Origin of the sequence: Pseudomonas sp. Z3-6 (genome assembly GCF_051131985.1) — a bacterium.
Classification (GTDB): Bacteria; Pseudomonadota; Gammaproteobacteria; order Pseudomonadales; family Pseudomonadaceae; genus Aquipseudomonas; species Aquipseudomonas zanjanensis.
The window spans coordinates 2,610,446-2,628,631 of the sequence record NZ_CP071644.1 but is presented as its reverse complement, the minus strand read 5'-3'; the positions used below and the strand labels follow the sequence as shown (position 1 = coordinate 2,628,631).

Annotated in this window: 21 protein-coding genes; 17 read left to right on the top strand and 4 right to left on the bottom strand. The window is 56.5% G+C overall.

Annotation, left to right across the window (positions count from 1 at the left end; all coding sequences use genetic code 11):
* Positions 1 to 21: 21 nt before the first annotated feature.
* The 3 genes from J3P88_RS12115 to J3P88_RS12105 all read right to left on the bottom strand — a co-directional run bounded on the left by J3P88_RS12115 (position 22) and on the right by J3P88_RS12105 (position 2,635).
* Positions 22 to 1,041, bottom strand: a complete 1,020-nt coding sequence (locus J3P88_RS12115; RefSeq protein WP_434575449.1) for a hydroxyquinol 1,2-dioxygenase — start codon at positions 1,039 to 1,041, stop codon at positions 22 to 24.
* Between the two features lie 53 nt (positions 1,042 to 1,094).
* Complete coding sequence (locus J3P88_RS12110; RefSeq protein ID WP_434575447.1) at positions 1,095 to 1,589, bottom strand: hydroxyquinol 1,2-dioxygenase; 495 nt, start codon at positions 1,587 to 1,589, stop codon at positions 1,095 to 1,097.
* 116 nt (positions 1,590 to 1,705) lie between these two features.
* The gene (locus J3P88_RS12105; protein ID WP_434575445.1) at positions 1,706 to 2,635 is read right to left on the bottom strand and encodes a LysR substrate-binding domain-containing protein; all 930 of its coding nucleotides are present in this window, start codon (positions 2,633 to 2,635) and stop codon (positions 1,706 to 1,708) included.
* Between the two features lie 613 nt (positions 2,636 to 3,248).
* On the opposite strand from J3P88_RS12105, the gene J3P88_RS12100 reads away from it, so the two are divergent.
* The 10 genes from J3P88_RS12100 (at position 3,249) to J3P88_RS12055 (ending at position 12,850) form a co-directional block, all read left to right on the top strand.
* Positions 3,249 to 3,986 carry a hypothetical protein gene (locus J3P88_RS12100; RefSeq protein WP_434575443.1) on the top strand — a complete coding sequence of 246 codons (738 nt, stop codon included), beginning with the start codon at positions 3,249 to 3,251 and terminating at the stop codon, positions 3,984 to 3,986.
* 114 nt (positions 3,987 to 4,100) lie between these two features.
* Positions 4,101 to 4,331: an AlpA family phage regulatory protein gene (locus J3P88_RS12095; protein WP_434575441.1), complete on the top strand. Its 231-nt coding sequence runs from the start codon at positions 4,101 to 4,103 to the stop codon at positions 4,329 to 4,331.
* Between the two features lie 4 nt (positions 4,332 to 4,335).
* Positions 4,336 to 5,160, top strand: coding sequence for a ParA family protein (locus tag J3P88_RS12090; RefSeq protein ID WP_434575439.1), 825 nt, complete (start codon positions 4,336 to 4,338; stop codon positions 5,158 to 5,160).
* Positions 5,161 to 5,481: 321 nt separating this feature from the next.
* Positions 5,482 to 7,062, top strand: a complete 1,581-nt coding sequence (locus J3P88_RS12085; RefSeq protein WP_434575437.1) for a ParB family protein — start codon at positions 5,482 to 5,484, stop codon at positions 7,060 to 7,062.
* Complete coding sequence (locus J3P88_RS12080; protein ID WP_434575435.1) at positions 7,059 to 7,607, top strand: DUF2857 domain-containing protein; 549 nt, start codon at positions 7,059 to 7,061, stop codon at positions 7,605 to 7,607. Before J3P88_RS12085 ends, J3P88_RS12080 begins: the two co-directional genes overlap by 4 nt.
* The gene (locus tag J3P88_RS12075; RefSeq protein WP_434575434.1) at positions 7,604 to 8,791 is read left to right on the top strand and encodes an STY4528 family pathogenicity island replication protein; all 1,188 of its coding nucleotides are present in this window, start codon (positions 7,604 to 7,606) and stop codon (positions 8,789 to 8,791) included. Before J3P88_RS12080 ends, J3P88_RS12075 begins: the two co-directional genes overlap by 4 nt.
* A 144-nt stretch (positions 8,792 to 8,935) precedes the next feature.
* Positions 8,936 to 9,691, top strand: coding sequence for a PFL_4669 family integrating conjugative element protein (locus tag J3P88_RS12070; protein ID WP_434575433.1), 756 nt, complete (start codon positions 8,936 to 8,938; stop codon positions 9,689 to 9,691).
* On the top strand, positions 9,688 to 10,206 hold the full coding sequence (locus tag J3P88_RS12065; RefSeq protein ID WP_434575431.1) for a DUF3158 family protein: 519 nt from the start codon (positions 9,688 to 9,690) through the stop codon (positions 10,204 to 10,206). Before J3P88_RS12070 ends, J3P88_RS12065 begins: the two co-directional genes overlap by 4 nt.
* Complete coding sequence (locus tag J3P88_RS12060) at positions 10,203 to 10,658, top strand: single-stranded DNA-binding protein (protein ID WP_434575429.1); 456 nt, start codon at positions 10,203 to 10,205, stop codon at positions 10,656 to 10,658. The genes J3P88_RS12065 and J3P88_RS12060 overlap by 4 nt, the downstream gene beginning before the upstream one ends.
* Positions 10,659 to 10,882: 224 nt before the next feature.
* The gene (locus J3P88_RS12055) at positions 10,883 to 12,850 is read left to right on the top strand and encodes a DNA topoisomerase III (protein ID WP_434575428.1); all 1,968 of its coding nucleotides are present in this window, start codon (positions 10,883 to 10,885) and stop codon (positions 12,848 to 12,850) included.
* 37 nt (positions 12,851 to 12,887) lie between these two features.
* On the opposite strand, the gene J3P88_RS12050 is transcribed toward J3P88_RS12055, so the two are convergent.
* Positions 12,888 to 13,145, bottom strand: a complete 258-nt coding sequence (locus J3P88_RS12050; RefSeq protein ID WP_434575427.1) for a hypothetical protein — start codon at positions 13,143 to 13,145, stop codon at positions 12,888 to 12,890.
* Positions 13,146 to 13,353: 208 nt separating this feature from the next.
* Here J3P88_RS12050 and J3P88_RS12045 point away from each other — a divergent pair, with 208 nt between their 5' ends.
* The 7 genes from J3P88_RS12045 (at position 13,354) to J3P88_RS12015 (ending at position 18,182) form a co-directional block, all read left to right on the top strand.
* Positions 13,354 to 13,695 (top strand): helix-turn-helix domain-containing protein, encoded by a 342-nt coding sequence (locus J3P88_RS12045; protein WP_434575426.1) that lies wholly within the window; start codon positions 13,354 to 13,356, stop codon positions 13,693 to 13,695.
* Between the two features lie 869 nt (positions 13,696 to 14,564).
* Complete coding sequence (locus J3P88_RS12040; protein WP_434575425.1) at positions 14,565 to 15,146, top strand: STY4534 family ICE replication protein; 582 nt, start codon at positions 14,565 to 14,567, stop codon at positions 15,144 to 15,146.
* A gap of 72 nt (positions 15,147 to 15,218) precedes the next feature.
* A complete protein-coding gene (locus J3P88_RS12035; protein WP_434575423.1) occupies positions 15,219 to 15,476 on the top strand; it encodes a hypothetical protein in 258 nt (85 codons plus the stop codon).
* A 97-nt stretch (positions 15,477 to 15,573) separates the two neighbouring features.
* The gene (gene radC / locus J3P88_RS12030) at positions 15,574 to 16,068 is read left to right on the top strand and encodes a RadC family protein (RefSeq protein ID WP_434575421.1); all 495 of its coding nucleotides are present in this window, start codon (positions 15,574 to 15,576) and stop codon (positions 16,066 to 16,068) included.
* A 51-nt stretch (positions 16,069 to 16,119) separates the two neighbouring features.
* A complete protein-coding gene (locus tag J3P88_RS12025; protein ID WP_434575419.1) occupies positions 16,120 to 16,866 on the top strand; it encodes an ABC transporter substrate-binding protein in 747 nt (248 codons plus the stop codon).
* A gap of 105 nt (positions 16,867 to 16,971) precedes the next feature.
* Positions 16,972 to 17,514, top strand: a complete 543-nt coding sequence (locus J3P88_RS12020) for a PilL N-terminal domain-containing protein (RefSeq protein WP_434575418.1) — start codon at positions 16,972 to 16,974, stop codon at positions 17,512 to 17,514.
* A complete protein-coding gene (locus J3P88_RS12015) occupies positions 17,511 to 18,182 on the top strand; it encodes a chemotaxis protein (RefSeq protein ID WP_434575416.1) in 672 nt (223 codons plus the stop codon). Before J3P88_RS12020 ends, J3P88_RS12015 begins: the two co-directional genes overlap by 4 nt.
* Positions 18,183 to 18,186: the final 4 nt, after the last annotated feature.

Sequence of the window (18,186 nt, the reverse complement as noted above, 5' to 3'; positions counted from 1 at the left end):
ACGTCGGGCGAGAGAAAGGATTTAGAACTCGATGGGGTACGGCTTGAGTTCACCGCTTTCATAGCGTTGGGGCAAGTTCGGCGTGGCGTTTTCCCATACCAGCAGCATCGAGCGCTTGGTCGAGTAGCCCTGGTGGCGGATGTCCGCTGGCATGGCGCAGATATCGCCGGCACGCATGGTGATGCGCGCGCGTGGGCTGCCGTCATCCTTGTCACCGACATCCCAGAGAATTTCGTCGGACAGCTGCAGAAACCACTCGACCCGGTCATTGCCATGGAACACCGGCAGGATGAATTCTTCAGTGGTCGGACAGAACAGGCTGGCCTTGCACACCGAGGTCACCGAGGGGTTCCAGGTCACATCGGAGCGCGACAGGTACTTGAACAGGCTGAAGGCATGCAGTTGGCCTTCGAAACCTTCTGCGGCATGCACTCCCGGCTCGTCCTGGGCAACATCGATGAACTGGCGATTGATTGGCAAGTCGTTACGCAACGGCGAATCATCGGGCAGGCCAGGCATGCGCCTGGTTGCGATACGAAAACGCTCAATCGCTTCGATGTTGTCCCCGTTCTTGCGTCCGAACGCGGAGCCGGTTTCTTCCGGCGCCGCGAATGGATCGAAGGTGGCATTAGTCCAATCACGCAGAATCGCCTTGAACGTGGCCATGATCAGCGGGGTTTCGAAGTTTTCGGTGTAATTGACACCAGCAGCCTTGAGCGTGCCATTGAAGGTGCCGGCGTAAAGGTCGACCCGGCCATAGTAATTACGGGTGCCGATAACGTGGTCGAAGTTGACCCAGCCATAGAAAAAACCCCAGGCCACGTCGCGCATCATTGCGCGCAGAAAAGCATCGATTGGAATCAGGTGCGAACGCGTCTGGCCTTTGGCCGGCCAGGTAATACGGGCAAAATACTCATCGCGCGACAGTGCGAAGGCACCAAGTTTGAAGGCGCGGTAGCCGGTCACGGCATCGGGCTCGCTGACTTGGACTTCGTCCTCAGCAAGGGCGGTGTTATCGGCAACGGTTTCAAGCATGGCCATGGCAGGATTCCTCGTGTTCTTCTGATTATTTCGAGTAGAAACAACGGCGGTGATCACTTGAAGCAGATGTCCGCCCACTTCTCGACCGACAACGGGCCCTTGATGGTCTGCTGCAACAACACACCCGGACGGCTGGCTTCGAAACGATAGGCGGTACCGACTGGCAGCAAGCACTGGTGGCCACGCTTAAGCAGCACATAGCCCATCGGTTTGCCCATCGGCATGGGCCCCGCCAGACGGGTGCCTTCGCCTTCGGTTAAAGGGGTGTCGAGCTTAAGAAAATCCACCCGGACTTCGCCGTCCATGACGATGGCGAACTCGTCGTGCGCAGCGGTGTACCAAGGCGACTGTCCCTCGGCCCGCAAGGTTTCAATGACGTAATTAAGGTTGAGACCGACAACGACTTTTTCATAAGGGAGAGACTTTTCCGCCACTTCGAAAATATTCGAAAAAGCGTAATGACTGGCATGGCCACTGATGATTTCAACCGACCCTTTGCTGTAGTTTTCCAGCGAGCCGAACACCGTTTCGATTGCAGCGTTACTCATGGTTTATCACCGTGTTGTTGTTGTAGTAACAGTGAATCAACGGTACGACGCGCGGCCTGCGGGAACAATGGGGCTACCCGCGACAACAGTGTTCGCGAAACGCAAACAGTGGATGCTCAGCGGACCCAGCCGCGCTCAAGCAGGGGCTTATCCCAACAAGGTTCATCACCGAAGCTTTCCACCAGAAAATCGATCAGCGTGCGCACCTTCAACGCCCGCCGCTGGGTAGCGGGATACACGGCGGAAAAGTTGAAGGCTGACAACGCATACTCAGGCAGCACAGGAATAAGCCGACCACTGAGCAAGTCATCGCTGGCCACTAGGGTCGGCAAGCAAACAATGCAAACACCGGTCGATGCGTAGTCGCGCAGCAAGTGGACTGAGTTTGATCGCACATGCCCCGGCAGGCTCAACTCGACCTGCTCGTGCGCACCGGTGAAAACCCAGCGGTTGCGCGACGGATAACCTTCGTACAAGGCAATCTTATGTTGTGACAGTTCCTGCGGGTGCGTCGGCACGCCGAACTCGGCGGCATAATCCGGTGACATGCAGAACAGCCGGCGGACGCTGAACAGTCTTCGCTCAATCAAGGTTTCGGCCATCGGCGGGAACATCTGGAACGCCACATCGAAGCCCTCTTCGATAGGGTCCACCACGCGATCATTAACGATGACGTCGACCTCAATGTCGGGATAGAGCCGCGTGAACTCGGCCAGCATTCTGCCGAAGTGACCGATGGCAAACCCAGGCAGCATCTGCACACGCAATTTTCCTGTGGGCTTGGCGCGCAACTCGCGCATGTGCTCGGTCAGCGAATTGAAACTCGCGACCATGTCCGCGCACTCCTTGTAGTACGTCTCCCCCACCTCGGAGAGCCGCACATGACGGGTACTGCGGTGGAACAGCGGCGCGTTAATGAACTGCTCCAGTTGCTGAATGCGATGGGTAATCACCGAGCGGGTAACACCCAATTGCTGAGCAGCCTTGGCGAAGTTGCCGGTCTCGGCAACACGTACAAAGGCTTCGATACTAAGTAAGCGATCCATAGGGCATGGTTCTCTGGATGTTCTTGTTATCCATAGGGAAGAGTTGCCTATGGCGACACACGATGACCTCGCGAGAATTTCCAGCTGGGATCGATTTTGCGTCCAGAGTCTGGACCCGTAAAGAATCCCCCGTCCATGATCCAAGAATGTCCTGTCTAAGCGTTCTGTTGAGCCGCCGCCGTTATAGCAGATAGCCAAATCCGATGAAAACGACTGTCATTGCCTGCGCGGAGGAAGAGCAGGCAATTGTCGCCGATGAAGCTCAACAAACCATGATCAACATGATGAAGTTGCCTCTGCTGTCTCCCTGGGATCGGTCAAACCTCTCATGCGATTACTGACTTGGGGAGTTGACGACTCGTCAACGTGAATCGGAGCTCGTATTTCAGCCGACATGGGTAAGGCAGATTTAAAAAATCTGACGAAACGACGGTGCATCTTGTCAAAATTGCCTTATCGTCGCTATTTTCAAAGCAGGGTCCTCCTCTCAGAAAAGGATTCTAATTTTCATCTTTCACAGGAATCAAGGACAGCAACCGCACGGAAGCTCAGGCCAGTACTGCCTATAAAACATGCCTAGCGGATCTGTTTCCTTTGCGAGAAAGGCCGCTATATGTACGCCAACAAAATGGAAAAAATATTCTACCGCCCTGTCGATGCCGCCATACGCTGGTGTAACCTTATGGCTCATGAGACTGAGATTCTTGAAGCTGCCGGGGAATGCCCTGCTCAGCTGTTTACGGCCTTCCCCCAATGGCCATGCCTCCACATGAATACCGAAAAAATCTTCGATGCAGTGCGCAACCATGAGCTTCCTTTTGGTTTTTTTGGCGTGACGGTTGCCCCTGGAACCCCCATTGACTGCCGCCTTCTGACGGTTAGACACACAGACCTTAAATGGTGGATGTTTCATCACCATCCCGACCAACGTCCGGCATTCCTCTTTGGGAAACAACAAACCGAAAACAAACAAATCGACTTTACGACCTACCTCACACTACAGGCAGATCGGGACGCTCTTAAAATCAAGCTTGAAGCGAATGAATCTGCCCATCAAAGGTTATTGGAAGAGCTTAAGGTATTAGGACTGGATCGAGAAAACTTGCGCTCTCTAGTCATCGCGCAAGGTGACGTCAGTGAGCGCAGCCAACTCGTATATCATCACATCATAGGCGCCCTACTCGAGACTTTGCTTGGCTCCTCACCAGCAGGAAGGCCCAACTCGGTGTTCGATAGTCAGGCCTCAATTGTTAACTCAATAATCGCACACTATGAAGGAGTCTCAGGATTGAGCAAACGATCCCTGGATGAGAAATTCGCTGCTGCTCGTCGCAGCCTTTCCCAAGCTTAACTTATGCATTGCACTGCAATACCTTCCATTGCGGTGCAATGACTTTCAGTCTTCTCAGCTATTCAATTCAGGTCACTTCCCACCACGCGCCAATTAGCGCCAGGAGTGACCAGCATGTCCAGCCAATCCTTCCCCATCGCTGAAATGCCTCAACCTCAGATCGAGCGTCACATCATGCGGCGTGAGGAGGTGGAGCGTAAAACCGGCTTTAAGCGTGCACACCTTTACAGCTTGATGAAGGAAGGAAGATTCCCCCAAGCCAAACGCATTGGACTTCGCGCAGTCGGCTGGGACTCGCTGGAGATCGAACAGTGGATCACTGAGCGTTTGGCGCATCAGGGCTGACATCATGCGCGTGATCTCGGTGGTCTCCACCAAAGACGGGGTAGGCAAAACCACAGTAGCTGCCAACCTAGGTGGTTTACTGGCGGATGCGGGTCTAAGCGTCCTGTTGCTCGATTTGGATAGCCAACCCACACTCTCTAGCTATTACGCCTTGAGCCGCGAGGCCATGGCCGGAGCGTACGAACTCATCGCGCTCAACCAGACAGATCCTGCGCAAATAATTTCCACGACGGTGGTTGTCGGTCTCGACCTGATCCTATCCAACGACGATCAAGGTCGACTGACCACTTTGCTGCTGCACGCCCCTGACGGGCGATTTCGGCTGCGTAACGTGCTCGACCATTTCCGTCCCCGTTACGACCTCTTGTTGATCGACACCCAAGGCGCACGTAGCGTAATGCTGGAAATGGCAATCCTGGCCTCCGATCTCGCACTGTATCCCATCACACCAGAGATGCTCGCCGCCCGCGAACTGCTCCGCGGCACCTTCAATCTGCTCTGTGAGCTCGAACCGTTCCGCCATTTGGGAATCACACCGCCCCCCTTGCGATTGCTATTAAACCAGGTGAACAGCATTCGGGTAGACACACGGATGATTATCCGGGGCCTGCGCGAAACCTTCTCTGGCGCAACCAACGTGTCGATTCTAGAAACAGTAGTTCCAGACCGAGTGGCGTTTCTTAATGCCGCCACCCTTTGCCTCCCGGCCCACCGAATCAGGACTCGTAAGTCACGTGAACGACCCTCGACCTCAGCGTTGGAGATCATGCAAGCGCTGGCCATCGAGTTGTTTCCCGAATGGTGCGAAGCGATCTACATGGTGAGGTAAATGTGCATGTTCAATGAGACCAATCACCAAACGGGTATTTCTCAGTAAGTCATTAAATCAACCGTGACGCCAGCAGCGTTTGGCAAGGAGACTTTTGATGTTGGATCAATTTCCCATCATTGCTCAACCATCCATCCACCTCTGCCGCCCGCCTAGCGAGGAGTACTGCACAGTGGTTTTTCGTCTACAAGACGGGCGCTCAGCCATGGGGTGGTTCCTCGCGGAACTGTCTCGTTATTTCGAGGGCTCGGGCACTGCCGAAATCGTCAAGTTCGAGATCGGTGACCATTTGCGTCCTCGACGTTAACTGAGGTTGCTCCAATGAAGCTCACTCAGGAGGAAATCACAGGAAAATTACACCAGGACCACTTCCCTCGCGGTCCAGAACTGGGGCGGTTGTCCGATCCACTCACTGATACGCCTATGCTGGTCACGCTGGAGCAGTTGCGGCCCTACGAACACAACCCGCGGTTCATCCGTAACCCGCTTTATGACGATATCAAAGCCTCTATCCGTGAACGTGGACTGGACCAGTCGCCACCTATTACCCGCCGCCCGGGTGAAACCCACTTCATCATCCGCAACGGCGGCAATACGCGCTTGGCGATTCTCGGTGAGCTGTGGCAGGAAACCCGCGACCAGCGTTTCTTCCGCATCCATTGCCTGTTCCGTCCCTGGACCGATGAAATCAGCGCCCTACTCGGCCATCTTGCTGAAAGCGATCTGCACGGTCAACTCACCTTCATCGAGCGTGCTCAGGCAGTGGCCAAACTCAAGACCATGCTTGAATCAGATGGCGCAACACTCTCGCAACGTGAGCTGGCACGACGTCTTGCCGCTGGAGGCTATCCGATTTCGCAGTCGCACATCAGCCGGATGCTGGACACCCTTGAACATCTACTGCCCGCCGTTCCACAAACCCTGTATGCCGGGCTGGGAAAACCAAAAATTGAACGCCTGATTGGTCTGCGTAGCCAGGCTGAACGAACCTGGAATCGTTATCCAACCGACGCCATCGCTTTTCCTGAGTTTTGGCTCGACACCTTAGGGCAATTTGATGCCGACCCAGAGTCCTTCGACCTTGAGCAAATCCAGGATGAACTGCTCGAACGCATGAGTCGCTTACTCGGACAGTCCTACCGCATGTTGGCCCTGGAGCTGGGCGACACCCAACGGGTTATCCAGACGCCCGGCGTAGTCGTCACGCCACCGCAGAACAACCTACTGCCGAGCGTTGATGAGCCCGCGGCCGAACCTCCCCCCTCCGAGCCGCATTCAAAATCAGCTGAAACCAGGACGCAGACCGAAACAGAGCGAGAGGAGCAGCTCACGCTGTCCGAAATAAATGTCGTATCAGAACTGAGCCCTCCGTCACGTGTCCAGCAGATCCGCGAACAGATTGATCGCGCCACTGCCACCGAACCAGCACAGGCCGTCGAAACCTGTCCGATCGACGACATCTGGATCATCGCACCGACACTGGATACCCCCGAACAACTGCGTTTAGCCATTGCCGGTCTGGCTCGGGAAATGGCGGCCTATGCCGGACATCCCGAGAGCATCATCGACCAGAAACATGGCTTGGGCTTCGCCATGAACATCAATCAACTTAATTTCACAGCGCCTCGTGCGGCCGGCGTTCACCTGATGCTCCTGGCTCTACTGCGCGCTCAAGACGAAGTGAGTTGGGAGGATCGCAAGCAGCTGCCCTCCGCCCTGTTCGGCCAGTTGCTGCTGGGGGTCTACCAACTCCCACTGATAGATCGTCCGACCATGGACGTAGGACTGGAGCGACTGCCCGACGGTCTGCTAGTCAAACTGTATCGCCTCATTCGCTTAGCCCGGCGCCTGATCGACTTAACGCTTACCCATGAAGACGATTCACTTAGGGAGCTGCCATGAACCTGTCCTTCAATGTGCTCAACCAGGCCATGCTGACCCAGGTCCTTCACGAGTTGCGCCTGGGTAATCTGCAACGCTGCAAAGCACTCGGACTGGGCGAAGAAGACATCTACCTGTTGCAATCCTTACCGCCGACCACACTGTCACGCCTGGCCCATGCGACCGTCCCCTGGGTTGAGGTCAAGATTGATTCTCCGGTGTTGCATCGGTTGATCGACCAAGCCGAACGTGATGAACAGAACGAGCGCCTGATCAACCGAGCGCTCAAGCTCGGTGCCAGCAGTACCATCATGTATCAGTATTTCGGCTTGGCGCATTCGGAAACCGCCTTGCGTCGACGTCTGCTCAAGATAGAAACCCGTAAGGGCCGTCCTCAGAACTTGAGCGAAGCGCAAGAACATGCGCTCTGGCAGCGTTGGTGCCAACTACGTGCTGAGGACGGTGCTGGGGATCAGCTCGACGCCATGATGATGTTGGCGGAGGAGCAACAGATCAGCTTGACCATCGTTTGGCAGCAGATCGACCATTACAGCAACGGAACATGAACACTGCCCCTTTCAGTCGCTGGCAGCGTGTCCTGCAGCAATGCACCCAACAACTAAGTGAACGTTGGCCCGCACGCCCCACCACTGAACATCCTTCCAACCAGGCCCTGCAAGCTGGCTTCCTGTTCAGTGGCCAATCACACGAAGTCGTGCCGCGTCGCTTGCTGCTGGATTGTCGGCTGACGCCATTGGAGCGTAATGCATGGCAAGTATTTCGACTCATGCTGCAAGGCCAGGGTGTGGTCACACCGCGCTATGAAGATCTGCAACCTTACCTGTCGAGCGTACCCTACGGTGCGTCAGCCTCCCGTGAAACCATCGCTCGCGTCTTGACGATGCTCAGGCTGACCCGCTGGCTCAGTTTGGTGAGTCGTGGCCGCGATCATCTCAGCGGGCGCTTACAAGGTTCTCTGTACGTCCTGCACGATGAACCGTTAACGCCCGCCGAAGCCATGGAGCTGGATCAGGATTATCTGGAGCTGGTCGGACATGCCCTCTCTCACGCGACCAAGGCGGTGCGAATTGTCGCTCGGCATGTTTTGGAAGAAATTCGTCAGGACACCGATATCGATTTGGATCGACTCCCCACCCGGCTCGACAGTTGGGGCGACCATTGGACGCAGCAAGGAATGGATCTCGCAACCGATGAAGCGTTACACGATTCCGAACTGGGTGGCGCCCACCGCGTTCGGAATCGTGCGGGGCCTAGTTCGGAATCCGAACTGGGTCTGAACGCCCATGTTTCCGGCAGCGTTCGGAATCCGAATGCCGCCTGTACTGTATTAAAAGAAAGTATTTGTACGGTACCGCGCGCGACCCCAGCGGTGGATAACCTGCACTGGCCTGATCCGCTGCACCTGAGTCCGAGCGAACGGCGGGCCGTCACCGTGACGCTAAACAAGCTAAAACCAGCAGATCGGCAGGCGGTGCTCAACGAAGCGGGCGCGCGATGTGGGGCAGGCAGCGTCCGCAAACCCGCGGCGTATCTGATGGGCCTGATCCAGCGGGCGCTCAAAGGCGATTTCCACCCTTGGGCAGGTCAGGCTGATTCGTTACCCATGGCAGAATCACCACCCTCCCTCCCACGCTCACCTAGAAAACAGGGCGAGCCCGCCTCTGCCCTCGCCCAAGCGTGCCTGGATGAACTGCGACACCTGCGTAGCAAACGCCCTGGACGTCAGTAGATTTGATGCCACTGGCATCAATGCCGAGCGTCTCAAAGATTAACCATCTCGAACCAAACCGAACACACCGCATTCAGCTTTTCGGCTGTCCTTGACCTTCATCTGTCACAACGTTCCCGTCCAAGCCTATGCGAGGACGACACCGTGGCCGATCACTATCAGCTCAACCTGGGCTCATTACGCAGCAGCATCACCCTGACACTGCACACCCACCACGCCGCCCGAATCTGGCAAGGTCGAACCGCACGCGAAGGCGTCCACTCGATCATGGGTATGGCGGGCTACATCAGCGTCACTAACCTGATCAAACAGGCCGCAGCGCAGGACGATCCTTATGCCGACTGGGCGATCGTGCAGCTCGAAGAAAAATTGATGCAGGCCAAGGCTGGGATGCTGGAGCTGACCCAGCAGTTGGACCGGATCAGACAAGAGCTGCCGACGCAGATCGACATGGGCGACAACCTCAACATCCATCCCGTCACCTTGCCGTTGTACATCGGTAGCCAACTGGGCTTCCTCGCCGTTTACCTGCTGACTGACTACGACACCTTGGTGCGTCATACCCTGTTGGCCCATCACACCGCCTTGATCGGTCGCCGAGACATGGAAGCCTGGATCGACGACGGCGCCCATCTGCTGCGCAGCCTATTCGGTCAGGCGCAGCGCTATCGGCATGCTGGCGCCACTCGTGACGACATGGCGGCGAATAACGCTCGTGCTCTGGCGGCCATGGAGAAGCTTGGGCTGCCCCCTACGGACATCCTTGAGGGGCATCGCCGCTCCCAGTTCGCGCCACCCATCATTCGTCGTGGTGCTGTGGCGGTGGATGACGCTGACGCGTTGACGGAGAACGCGGTAGAGCCGTCTGCGACAGTAGATGAGCCGGAGGACGAAGTATGAGGCACCTCATCCCGACTCAACCAATGCCCCTCGAAACACTAACACCGGATGCCTATCGACAGATCGAACACGCTGCCTACCTAAAAGGCCTTTTAAAACCTTTTAAGGGTAAGGGGGAACTGGAATACCTGGCGCAGGTAGCGAGGGAAACCGAGGCGCAGTTACGTCGTCTGATGGAGGCTGTGGCGCAGCAGGCCGGACAACCGCCTTACTCGCTGCTGGATATTCGATTGGTGCTGCAGAACACCAGTGCGGGCAGCACCTTTTTGCGATGGCGCACCCGTGATTTCGCCCGTATGGGCGTTGCGGTCTGGGAACGCCAAGCCTCCAACAAGCCCTTGCCGCAAGCCGTACGCGAGGGGTTACACCGTTTCGAATGTGAGCGCATTGCACTGAACTTGCAGATGAGCGTGGTGCATTCGCTCTACCGTCAGGCTTCAACCTGCGCGATCAAAATGGCCAGCGCCGAACGGCTGCTGCGCCAGTTCACACCAGCAGCGGAGATATCACGATGAGTACTTTTTTCGTCGGCGAAGGCAACATCGGCAGTGCGCCAGAGTTCCAGGAGTTCCCGTCAGGCAATGACGAGCCACGGCGTTTGCTGCGGCTGAATGTGTACTTCGACAACCCCGTGCCACGCGATGGCAGCTACGAAGATCGAGGCGGCTATTGGGCGCCGGTCGAGCTCTGGCACCGAGAGGCTGAACACTGGAGCACGCTGTACCAGAAAGGTATGCGCGTGTTGGTCGAAGGCCGCACCGTGCGCGACGAGTGGGAGGACAGCGAAGATAACGCGCGGGTGACCTTCAAGATCGAGGCACGTCGTGTTGGCATCCTGCCTCATCGCGTGCAGCACGTGGTCATGCGGGAGCGCTCAGGTGAATCAGCTTCGTCTGCGGCTCCCGTCGGGCAGGCTACAGACCTGGCCAGCTCGCCTGCGTCGAAGTCCAAAAAGCGCAGAGGGTAGCCACCATCGGCATGACTGACTTGAGGCGTAAAAATTGCGCCTTTGCGCGAAGTTCCTGGTCTGTCATTGCCCGCTGTTCGTGAAGCACTGTCGTCCGCGACTACGAGGTAGCAGCCTCGCCCCCCATTCAAGACCTAATATGAGGAACCTGCTATTCAGGTTTCTCATAGCTCGCCACTGCTGTTTCCAAGAACGCTGCTCCGAACTCAATACGGAGCAGGTCTATGCGTCTCTTTCTCTGCGAGAAACCCTCCCAAGGTCGTGACATCGCCAAGGTCCTCGGGGCCACACGGCGTGGCGATGGCTGCCTGATCTGCGCCGAGACAACCGTCACCTGGTGTATCGGTCACCTGCTGGAAACGGCCCCACCTGAAGCCTATGGCGATCAGTACAAAACCTGGTCGTTGGATCATCTACCGATCATTCCCGCGCAGTGGAGGGTTGAGGTCAAACCCAAGACTGTCGCGCAGTTCAAAATCATCAAACACCTACTCAGCGAAGCTACCACCGTCGTCATCGCCACCGACGCCGATCGCGAAGGTGAAATGATTGCCCGCGAGTTACTAGAGCTCTGCAACTATCGTGGCTCTGTTGAGCGCCTCTGGTTATCCGCACTCAACGAGGCGTCGATTCGCAAAGCACTGTCGTCGCTGAAGTCTAGTCAGGAGACCTTCCCGCTCTATCACTCAGCCCTCGCCCGCAGCCGCGCCGATTGGCTGATTGGTATGAACCTCAGTCGTTTGTTTACCCTCCTAGGACGGCGGGCGGGCTATGACGGCGTGCTGTCGGTTGGACGCGTCCAAACACCCACTTTGCGCTTGGTGGTTGAACGAGACCGCGCGATTGCCAGCTTCGTCTCTGTGCCGTACTGGGTGGTGGATGTGCACCTGTCTTCAATGGGGCAACCCTTCATCGCGTCGTGGATACCGCCCAGCTCAGGACGTGACGAAGCCGGTCGCTGCCTGCAGCAGGCGCTCGCCAGTCAAGCCGTCCAAGCGCTTTCTGGCAGCAAGACCGCCACCGTAGTCTCGCTGCAGACTGAGCATTTGCGCGAAGCGCCACCCCTGCCCTTCGACCTGAGCACACTGCAAGAAGTCTGTTCACGCAAGTTGGGACTTGGTGCTCAGGAAACGCTGAACATCGCCCAAGCCTTGTATGAAACCCACAAAGCCACCAGCTATCCGCGCAGCGATTGCCGCTATTTGCCAGAGAGCATGTTCAACGAGGTCGCCGCGGTATTCGATGCCCTGTTCAGAATGGATCCCGCGTTACGCCCAGCGCTCGGAAGCATCGATCGATCATTGCACTCACGAGCATGGAACGATGCCAAGATCACCGCGCACCACGCCATCATCCCCACCACCGAGCCGGCGAACCTTGGGCGGATGTCTGAACAAGAGCGCCAAGTCTACGAATTGATTCGTCGCCATTATTTCGCGCAATTTCTGCCGCATCACGAGTTTGATCGAACCGAGGTCGAACTGGAGTGCGGCGCCGAACGTTTGACTGCTGTTGGCAAACAGATTCTCGTCCAAGGCTGGAAAGGCTTGCTCTCCGACAACGCCGAAGACGATGAACCCAGTCAAAAGTCCCAGGTATTGCCCGCCCTACAACAGGGTACACAGTGTGCAGTGGACGACGTCGAACTCAAGTCCATGCGCACCACTGCGCCCAAACCGCTCACCGAGGGTGATCTTATTAAGACGATGAAAAATGTGGCCAAGCTGGTCAACGACCCACGCCTGAAACAGAAACTTCGGGAAACAACCGGTATCGGCACCGAAGCCACGCGAGCCGGCATTATTAAGGGGTTGATTGATCGCGGTTACTTGTTGAAGAAAAAACGGGCATTAACGGCCTCCGCAGCGGCCCATACCCTAATCGAAGCGGTACCCGCAGCAGTCGCGGATCCGGGTATGACAGCGATCTGGGAGCAAGCTCTGGATGAAATCGAAGCGGGACGTCTGACCTTGGATGCATTCGTTGCCAAGCAGGCGCACTGGATTACGCAGTTGATCTCAAACTGCGGAGCACTCACCTTGTCAGTACCGGTCGAAGCCGGGCCTGTCTGCCCCATTTGTAACGCCTCAATGCTTAGGCGGAAGGGAAAATCAGGACCATTCTGGTCATGTACCCACTACCCGGACTGCAAAAGCACTGTGCCGATCAGTAAAGGTATACGTCGTCCATGAGGCACCATTGGCGCTCACATGAACCTCGGGAGTGTTGTCAGTGCATCATCAACGGCGCCTGATCCTTCTCCAAGTCGTCTAGCGGTTGTCCGATTTCACGGGCCAAGGCGATGCCTGTCGCGATCCATATTTGCCCCAGTTCATTGAACGCTTTCAGGTTAGCAGGATCTTCGTTTAGCCAATGAACGAGGCTCTCGAGATGTTCAGGGCTATCAGGGCAGTCATGGATCTTGATGAACAGCTCCAGTGTTCGATCCCAGATCAGGTCCATGACGTTCTCGCGCGGCTCATCCATGCTCAACCTTACTCCCTTTGGCCCTATCAGACCGCTCAGTCTCGCTGGTCACTTCGGCCTCTGATTCCTGGAGGAATAGATGTCACGTCGCGACAAACAGCTATTTCAGTCAATATAACAACCCCTTAAGTCGATACTCAACCGTTAAGGATGTTCATGTCAATGGGTCTTTGCTCAACCATTCGGGTTGAATTGGAGAACTCATCACTTGGCACATAAACATCCAACCCAAGCCCAAATTGGGCGCATGATCGCGAAACACCGCACTCAGCGTAATCTGACACAGGAAGAGGTGGCAGAACGCCTGGGAATCGGCAGCGAAGCCATTTCGCGCCTTGAGCGGGGTGTGGTGGAGCTCTCCGTGGTCAAGCTGATGCAGTTAGCAGATATTTTCGACTGCCGAATGGATGAACTGCTGACGGAGTCGAGCAATCGCCCCAACGACCAGGGCCAAATGATCGCGGGCCTGCTGAGCGATCTTCAAGAACGTGACCGTGCCTTTATCCTGACGACCGTCGAACAGCTGGCCGCTCATCTCAGTCGCAAATAACCTCTTCGCCCACCGGCTTGACGTCGTCATACCCGCTCTGCTGTAGTGCCTCAGGATCATCGCTACGGCGACCCAAGACCGATTCGCTCCGGGTAGCTCGGTCGGACTCCCTGAGTTCGGAGCCTTCTCTTCTGCGGAATTTCATTCCCGCTTTGTGCTCGACCGGATCAATGTGGCGGATGACCACTGTTGCCTCTGCCAGGCAGCAACGGTCATCCGCTACCGCGATCACATTCAGTCCCGGAGCCCGCCGGGGAAATACTGGGCACCCTTTGTGCGCGGATGCGTGCCAGCATATTCCGACCCAGGCCACGATAAGGGTCGGTTGGCGAATCATGGCGCAGTTAAATCAAGTTTTGCGAGGAGCTTGTCGACTGCGTCAGACCGCCTAAGGTGGCTTTTTTTATTCCTCGCCTGGCACCCCGCCAGGCCCACTCTTCACTTTCTTCAGTCCAGTAATTTCCACTGTATTCCGGCCGTAAAAAATCAGCTTGCGCCGTCTTGACGCCCCCCTATGACAGGCTTATACAAAGGGCGTGGTTCGCTGTCGTTGACAGCCCAGCCCAGGTAGCTTGAACCTTCAAGGCTACGCCACGCTTGTGGTGGTTTACCCAAGTGCGATCAGCATTCGGAGGCTCGCACGATTACTGCTTCAGCGGTGATGAATGCCCACTACCCCATGTCCGCAGACCACTACTACGGATCCTCTTCTGCTGCACCGCTATTCCCCAGGCGCACCGTTCTGATCGTCATCGGCTTGCCGGTGGCGTGTCGTTCATCGCTCGCCTTCATTTTACCCACCCTGACGGGGCTCACTTCCCCGTCAGGGGCTGTGCGTCGCCGTTTTCCCTTGAAACAGGAGAACCACCATGGCCCACGCCAACCAATCCCAAGAAGCGACCACTTACTTCAATCTGCACACTGTCGGTATCGGCTACCTCAACCGTGTTCGTGAAGTACAAGTCCGCCGCGGTCAGCCGTTCATGGCCTGCGATATCGCGGCTCTGCACGGTGCCACTGATGCGGTCGAGTACACCCGCTTCGACTGCAAAGTCGCTGGAGGCGAAGCTGAACGCTTGATTCGTCTCTATACGGACGCCGTCAGAACCGAGAAAAAGGTCTTGCTGTCGTTCCGTATCGGCGATCTGTGGATTGACCCATTTCTCTATGAGAAAGGCAATAAACAAGGCCAGCCGGGTGCCAGCCTGAAAGGTCGTCTGCTGTACATCGACTGGATCAAGGTCAACGGCACGTTCGAATACAAAGCGCCTGCCAGGCAGGAGGCAACAGCACCTGCTGAGCAAACGCCAAACAGTGAGCCATCCCCAACGTCGGCTGATGCCGAAGCTGAGGATACCGACAACCCAACAGAGACCAGGATCAAACCTGAATCTGCACCCACTCCCCGCACAGCCCGCCGTGTTGCCGCACGTACTGCTCAGTCCGCCTGAGCACAATCCCCGATGTTTTACATCAAGGCGCTCAATCGAGCGCCTTTCTTCAATCCGCACAGGAGACCCCAAATGCAATCCTTCTGGCTTTGCGACGATTGTCTGTTCGCTGCGGCTTACGAGGACTACAGCACGTTATCGCTCTACTACACGACGGATGAAATCGAGAAACGCATCGCCGGTCTCCATCGCGGGCTGGTTCGGCTAATGCCCATCAGTGCCGACTTCGATCCCGAAACTGGCCGTGGAATAAGAACCTTCTCCCCATTGCCCTGCGATGGTTGTGACTCAGACCTGTACGGACAACGCCACCGATTCACTCGGTTGTAAAAAGAGCGTCATCGGCTAATAGCCGCGACTCTATACCCACCTTGGGGCACCACTCCCCACGGGGTGTACCCCTGAACGTTCCCTTCGGAGGTACCCCATGAGCACCCTACTCACCCTGATTGAAACCTCGGATGTCGAGGCTGATCGTATCGCCCAGGAAAACCAGCTAATCGACGAGGCGCTGCACATTCTGGATCGCCGGCTGTTCACCCGCGGCCCGAACCTGACGTCACCTGACATCGTGGCCTCATATCTGAAACTTCATCTTGCGCAACAAGAGCATGAAGTTTTCGGTGTGATTTTTCTCGATGCCCGCCATCGCGTTCTGGCATTCGAAATCCTCTTTCACGGAAGCATCGATGGCGCCAGCGTTTATCCCCGCCAAGTCGTCAAGCGCTCCCTCGCACGTAACGCAGCTGCTGCCATTTTTGTTCATAACCACCCCTCGGGATGTACGGAACCCAGCCAGGCAGATCGCGTCTTGACCGTACGGTTGAAGGAGGCCTTGGCGTTGATCGAGGTTCATGTACTGGATCACTTCATCGTGGGTGAAGGTCGCCCACTTTCTCTTGCCGAATACGGTTGGCTTTAACCCTTACAGGCGCCTCCGGGCGCCTTGTTCATTTCCTTCTGGAGAAACCTCATGAACCCTTCACCCCAACCCCCAGCTCTGCTGGAAACCTCAAACCCATTTGCTCGTGGCTACGACAACTTGCATATCAAGCGACTGCTACTGATCACCTACGCAAACGACTGCCCTCCCTGCTTTCGCTCCATACACGACTCACAAGCTCATCTACTCGACGATGCGTTAGAACTGTTTCCTTGCGTGTTCAATGACGACGCCGCCTTGGTCAGCGAAGGCCAATCCATACCGGATGAATTGGAAGAATGTTTCCAGTCCAGCGGGCTGGTGCGGCAAGTAGTCTATGCCGTGACGGGCGAAACGCTCGATGAGCGACATCACGTCGGTGACCTGTACTCCCTGGAAGAAGCCCAAGCCATGGTCCACCGTTTGAGCTTCGACACAGGACACTACAGTCGAGCCTGGGAGATCAGTACCGCACACCTAACTGACGAAGCACTGCGCCACTTGGAAAGCCGGGTTAGCAATGTCGACTCCAAGCCAACCGGACTACTATTTGAACCCTTTGCCCTTCCAGACTGCAACGGCGTCGGGTGCAAGCTGATCGGCACGCCCTGGACCGACGATAACTTGGTGAAGATCGAGGGCAATCCTTACGCGTCGCTGAGGCAAGAGCAGCTCGACGCCGACACGCCAGAGGCCCTGGTCAACGTACTGTATCTGGCGGCATTGGCGGATGTGAGGTTGTTGATTTTCGACCGCGACGCTGCCGTCTTGGATGGGCTAGCCATTTTTGATGAGTAGCAATGCCTTCGGCATTAACGCGACTGGCTTTGAATCAACTTACTCACTGAATCGCTCCTTCACCTCATGTCAGGTTCTGCACTGAATCTGACATGAGGTTTTTCCATGGAGCGTTTTTTCACGCCTGTCTGCCTGCTGGGCTTGTTGAGCGCCTGCACGGCGCAGATCCCCACCCCATTGCCGACTAGTCCAGAGAATGCCGGTAGTTCCAATCGGGCCCAGCTTTCGAGGAGTACAGCCGAAGAGAGTCACCCGACAGAGCTCCGCTATGGCCGCTATACGCTGGTCAGCACCGAGCCCACGGCAGAGCAACGTAATCTTCTCGCTCAAATCGTTGACGTGAGCATTCCGTCCAGCCTGAATCCTTCGGTACAGGAAGCGATGCACTACGTGCTGCAGCGCTCAGGTTATTCGCTCTGCCCTGCTGCCGAACCAGTAAAAATACTGTTTACCCGGCCTCTGCCCGCCGCCCATTACCGGCTCGGCCCGATCTCACTACGCAACGCGCTACAAGTGCTGGCTGGCCCCGCATGGCAACTCACGATCGATGAGGTCAGCCGTTCGGTCTGCTTCGAACGGCAAAAAAATGATGCTGCCGTCGTGCGGGTCGCACACAGCGTGCCCCATCAGCCGGAGGCACGCCCATGAAAGCCACGACGTTTCAAACCCTCATTGTCGGCTCACTTTGTCTGACGGTCTCCGGGCTGAGTGGTGGCTTGTATAACCAGTATCAACGCATGACCGAGCTGGAAAATGCGAACGCCCAACGCCTACAGACCCTAAATGTCTTGCAACGTGATTCAAGCACCCTCTTGGATGCACAGGAGAAGCTGCAGTACGCACTGAAAGACCTGAAGCAGATGGTCGATACCGGTGAGCAACAGGCCAATACCCTCGATCCGATGTTGGATCAGTGGGCGCAAGAGATACAGGAGCTACGCGACGGCCTGGCAGACCGTGCCACCGAAGCCGATATGATCGCGCTACGCGCACGACTTGAGCACGTCGAGCAGCAATTCCTGGACCTCAAAAGCCAGCCACCACTCCCACCACCGACGCCTTCCTCGGCCAAGCCGAAAAAAACCGCTCAGCCCAAGCCTGCCCCGCTCCTGCCGCCATTTTCAGTCTTGAGCGTCGAGTACCGCGGTGGCGAGCGCTTTCTGGCGGTCGCACCTCCTGACAGTCGCTCGCTCAAGGATATCCAGTTGCTGCACAACGGCGAACAGCTCGGCACATGGCAGCTGAAGGTGCTGGAGCAGAGCGCGGCCGTCTTCGCGGTGACCGCTCAGCCAGACCAGACCGTGCAACTCCCTTGAGAAG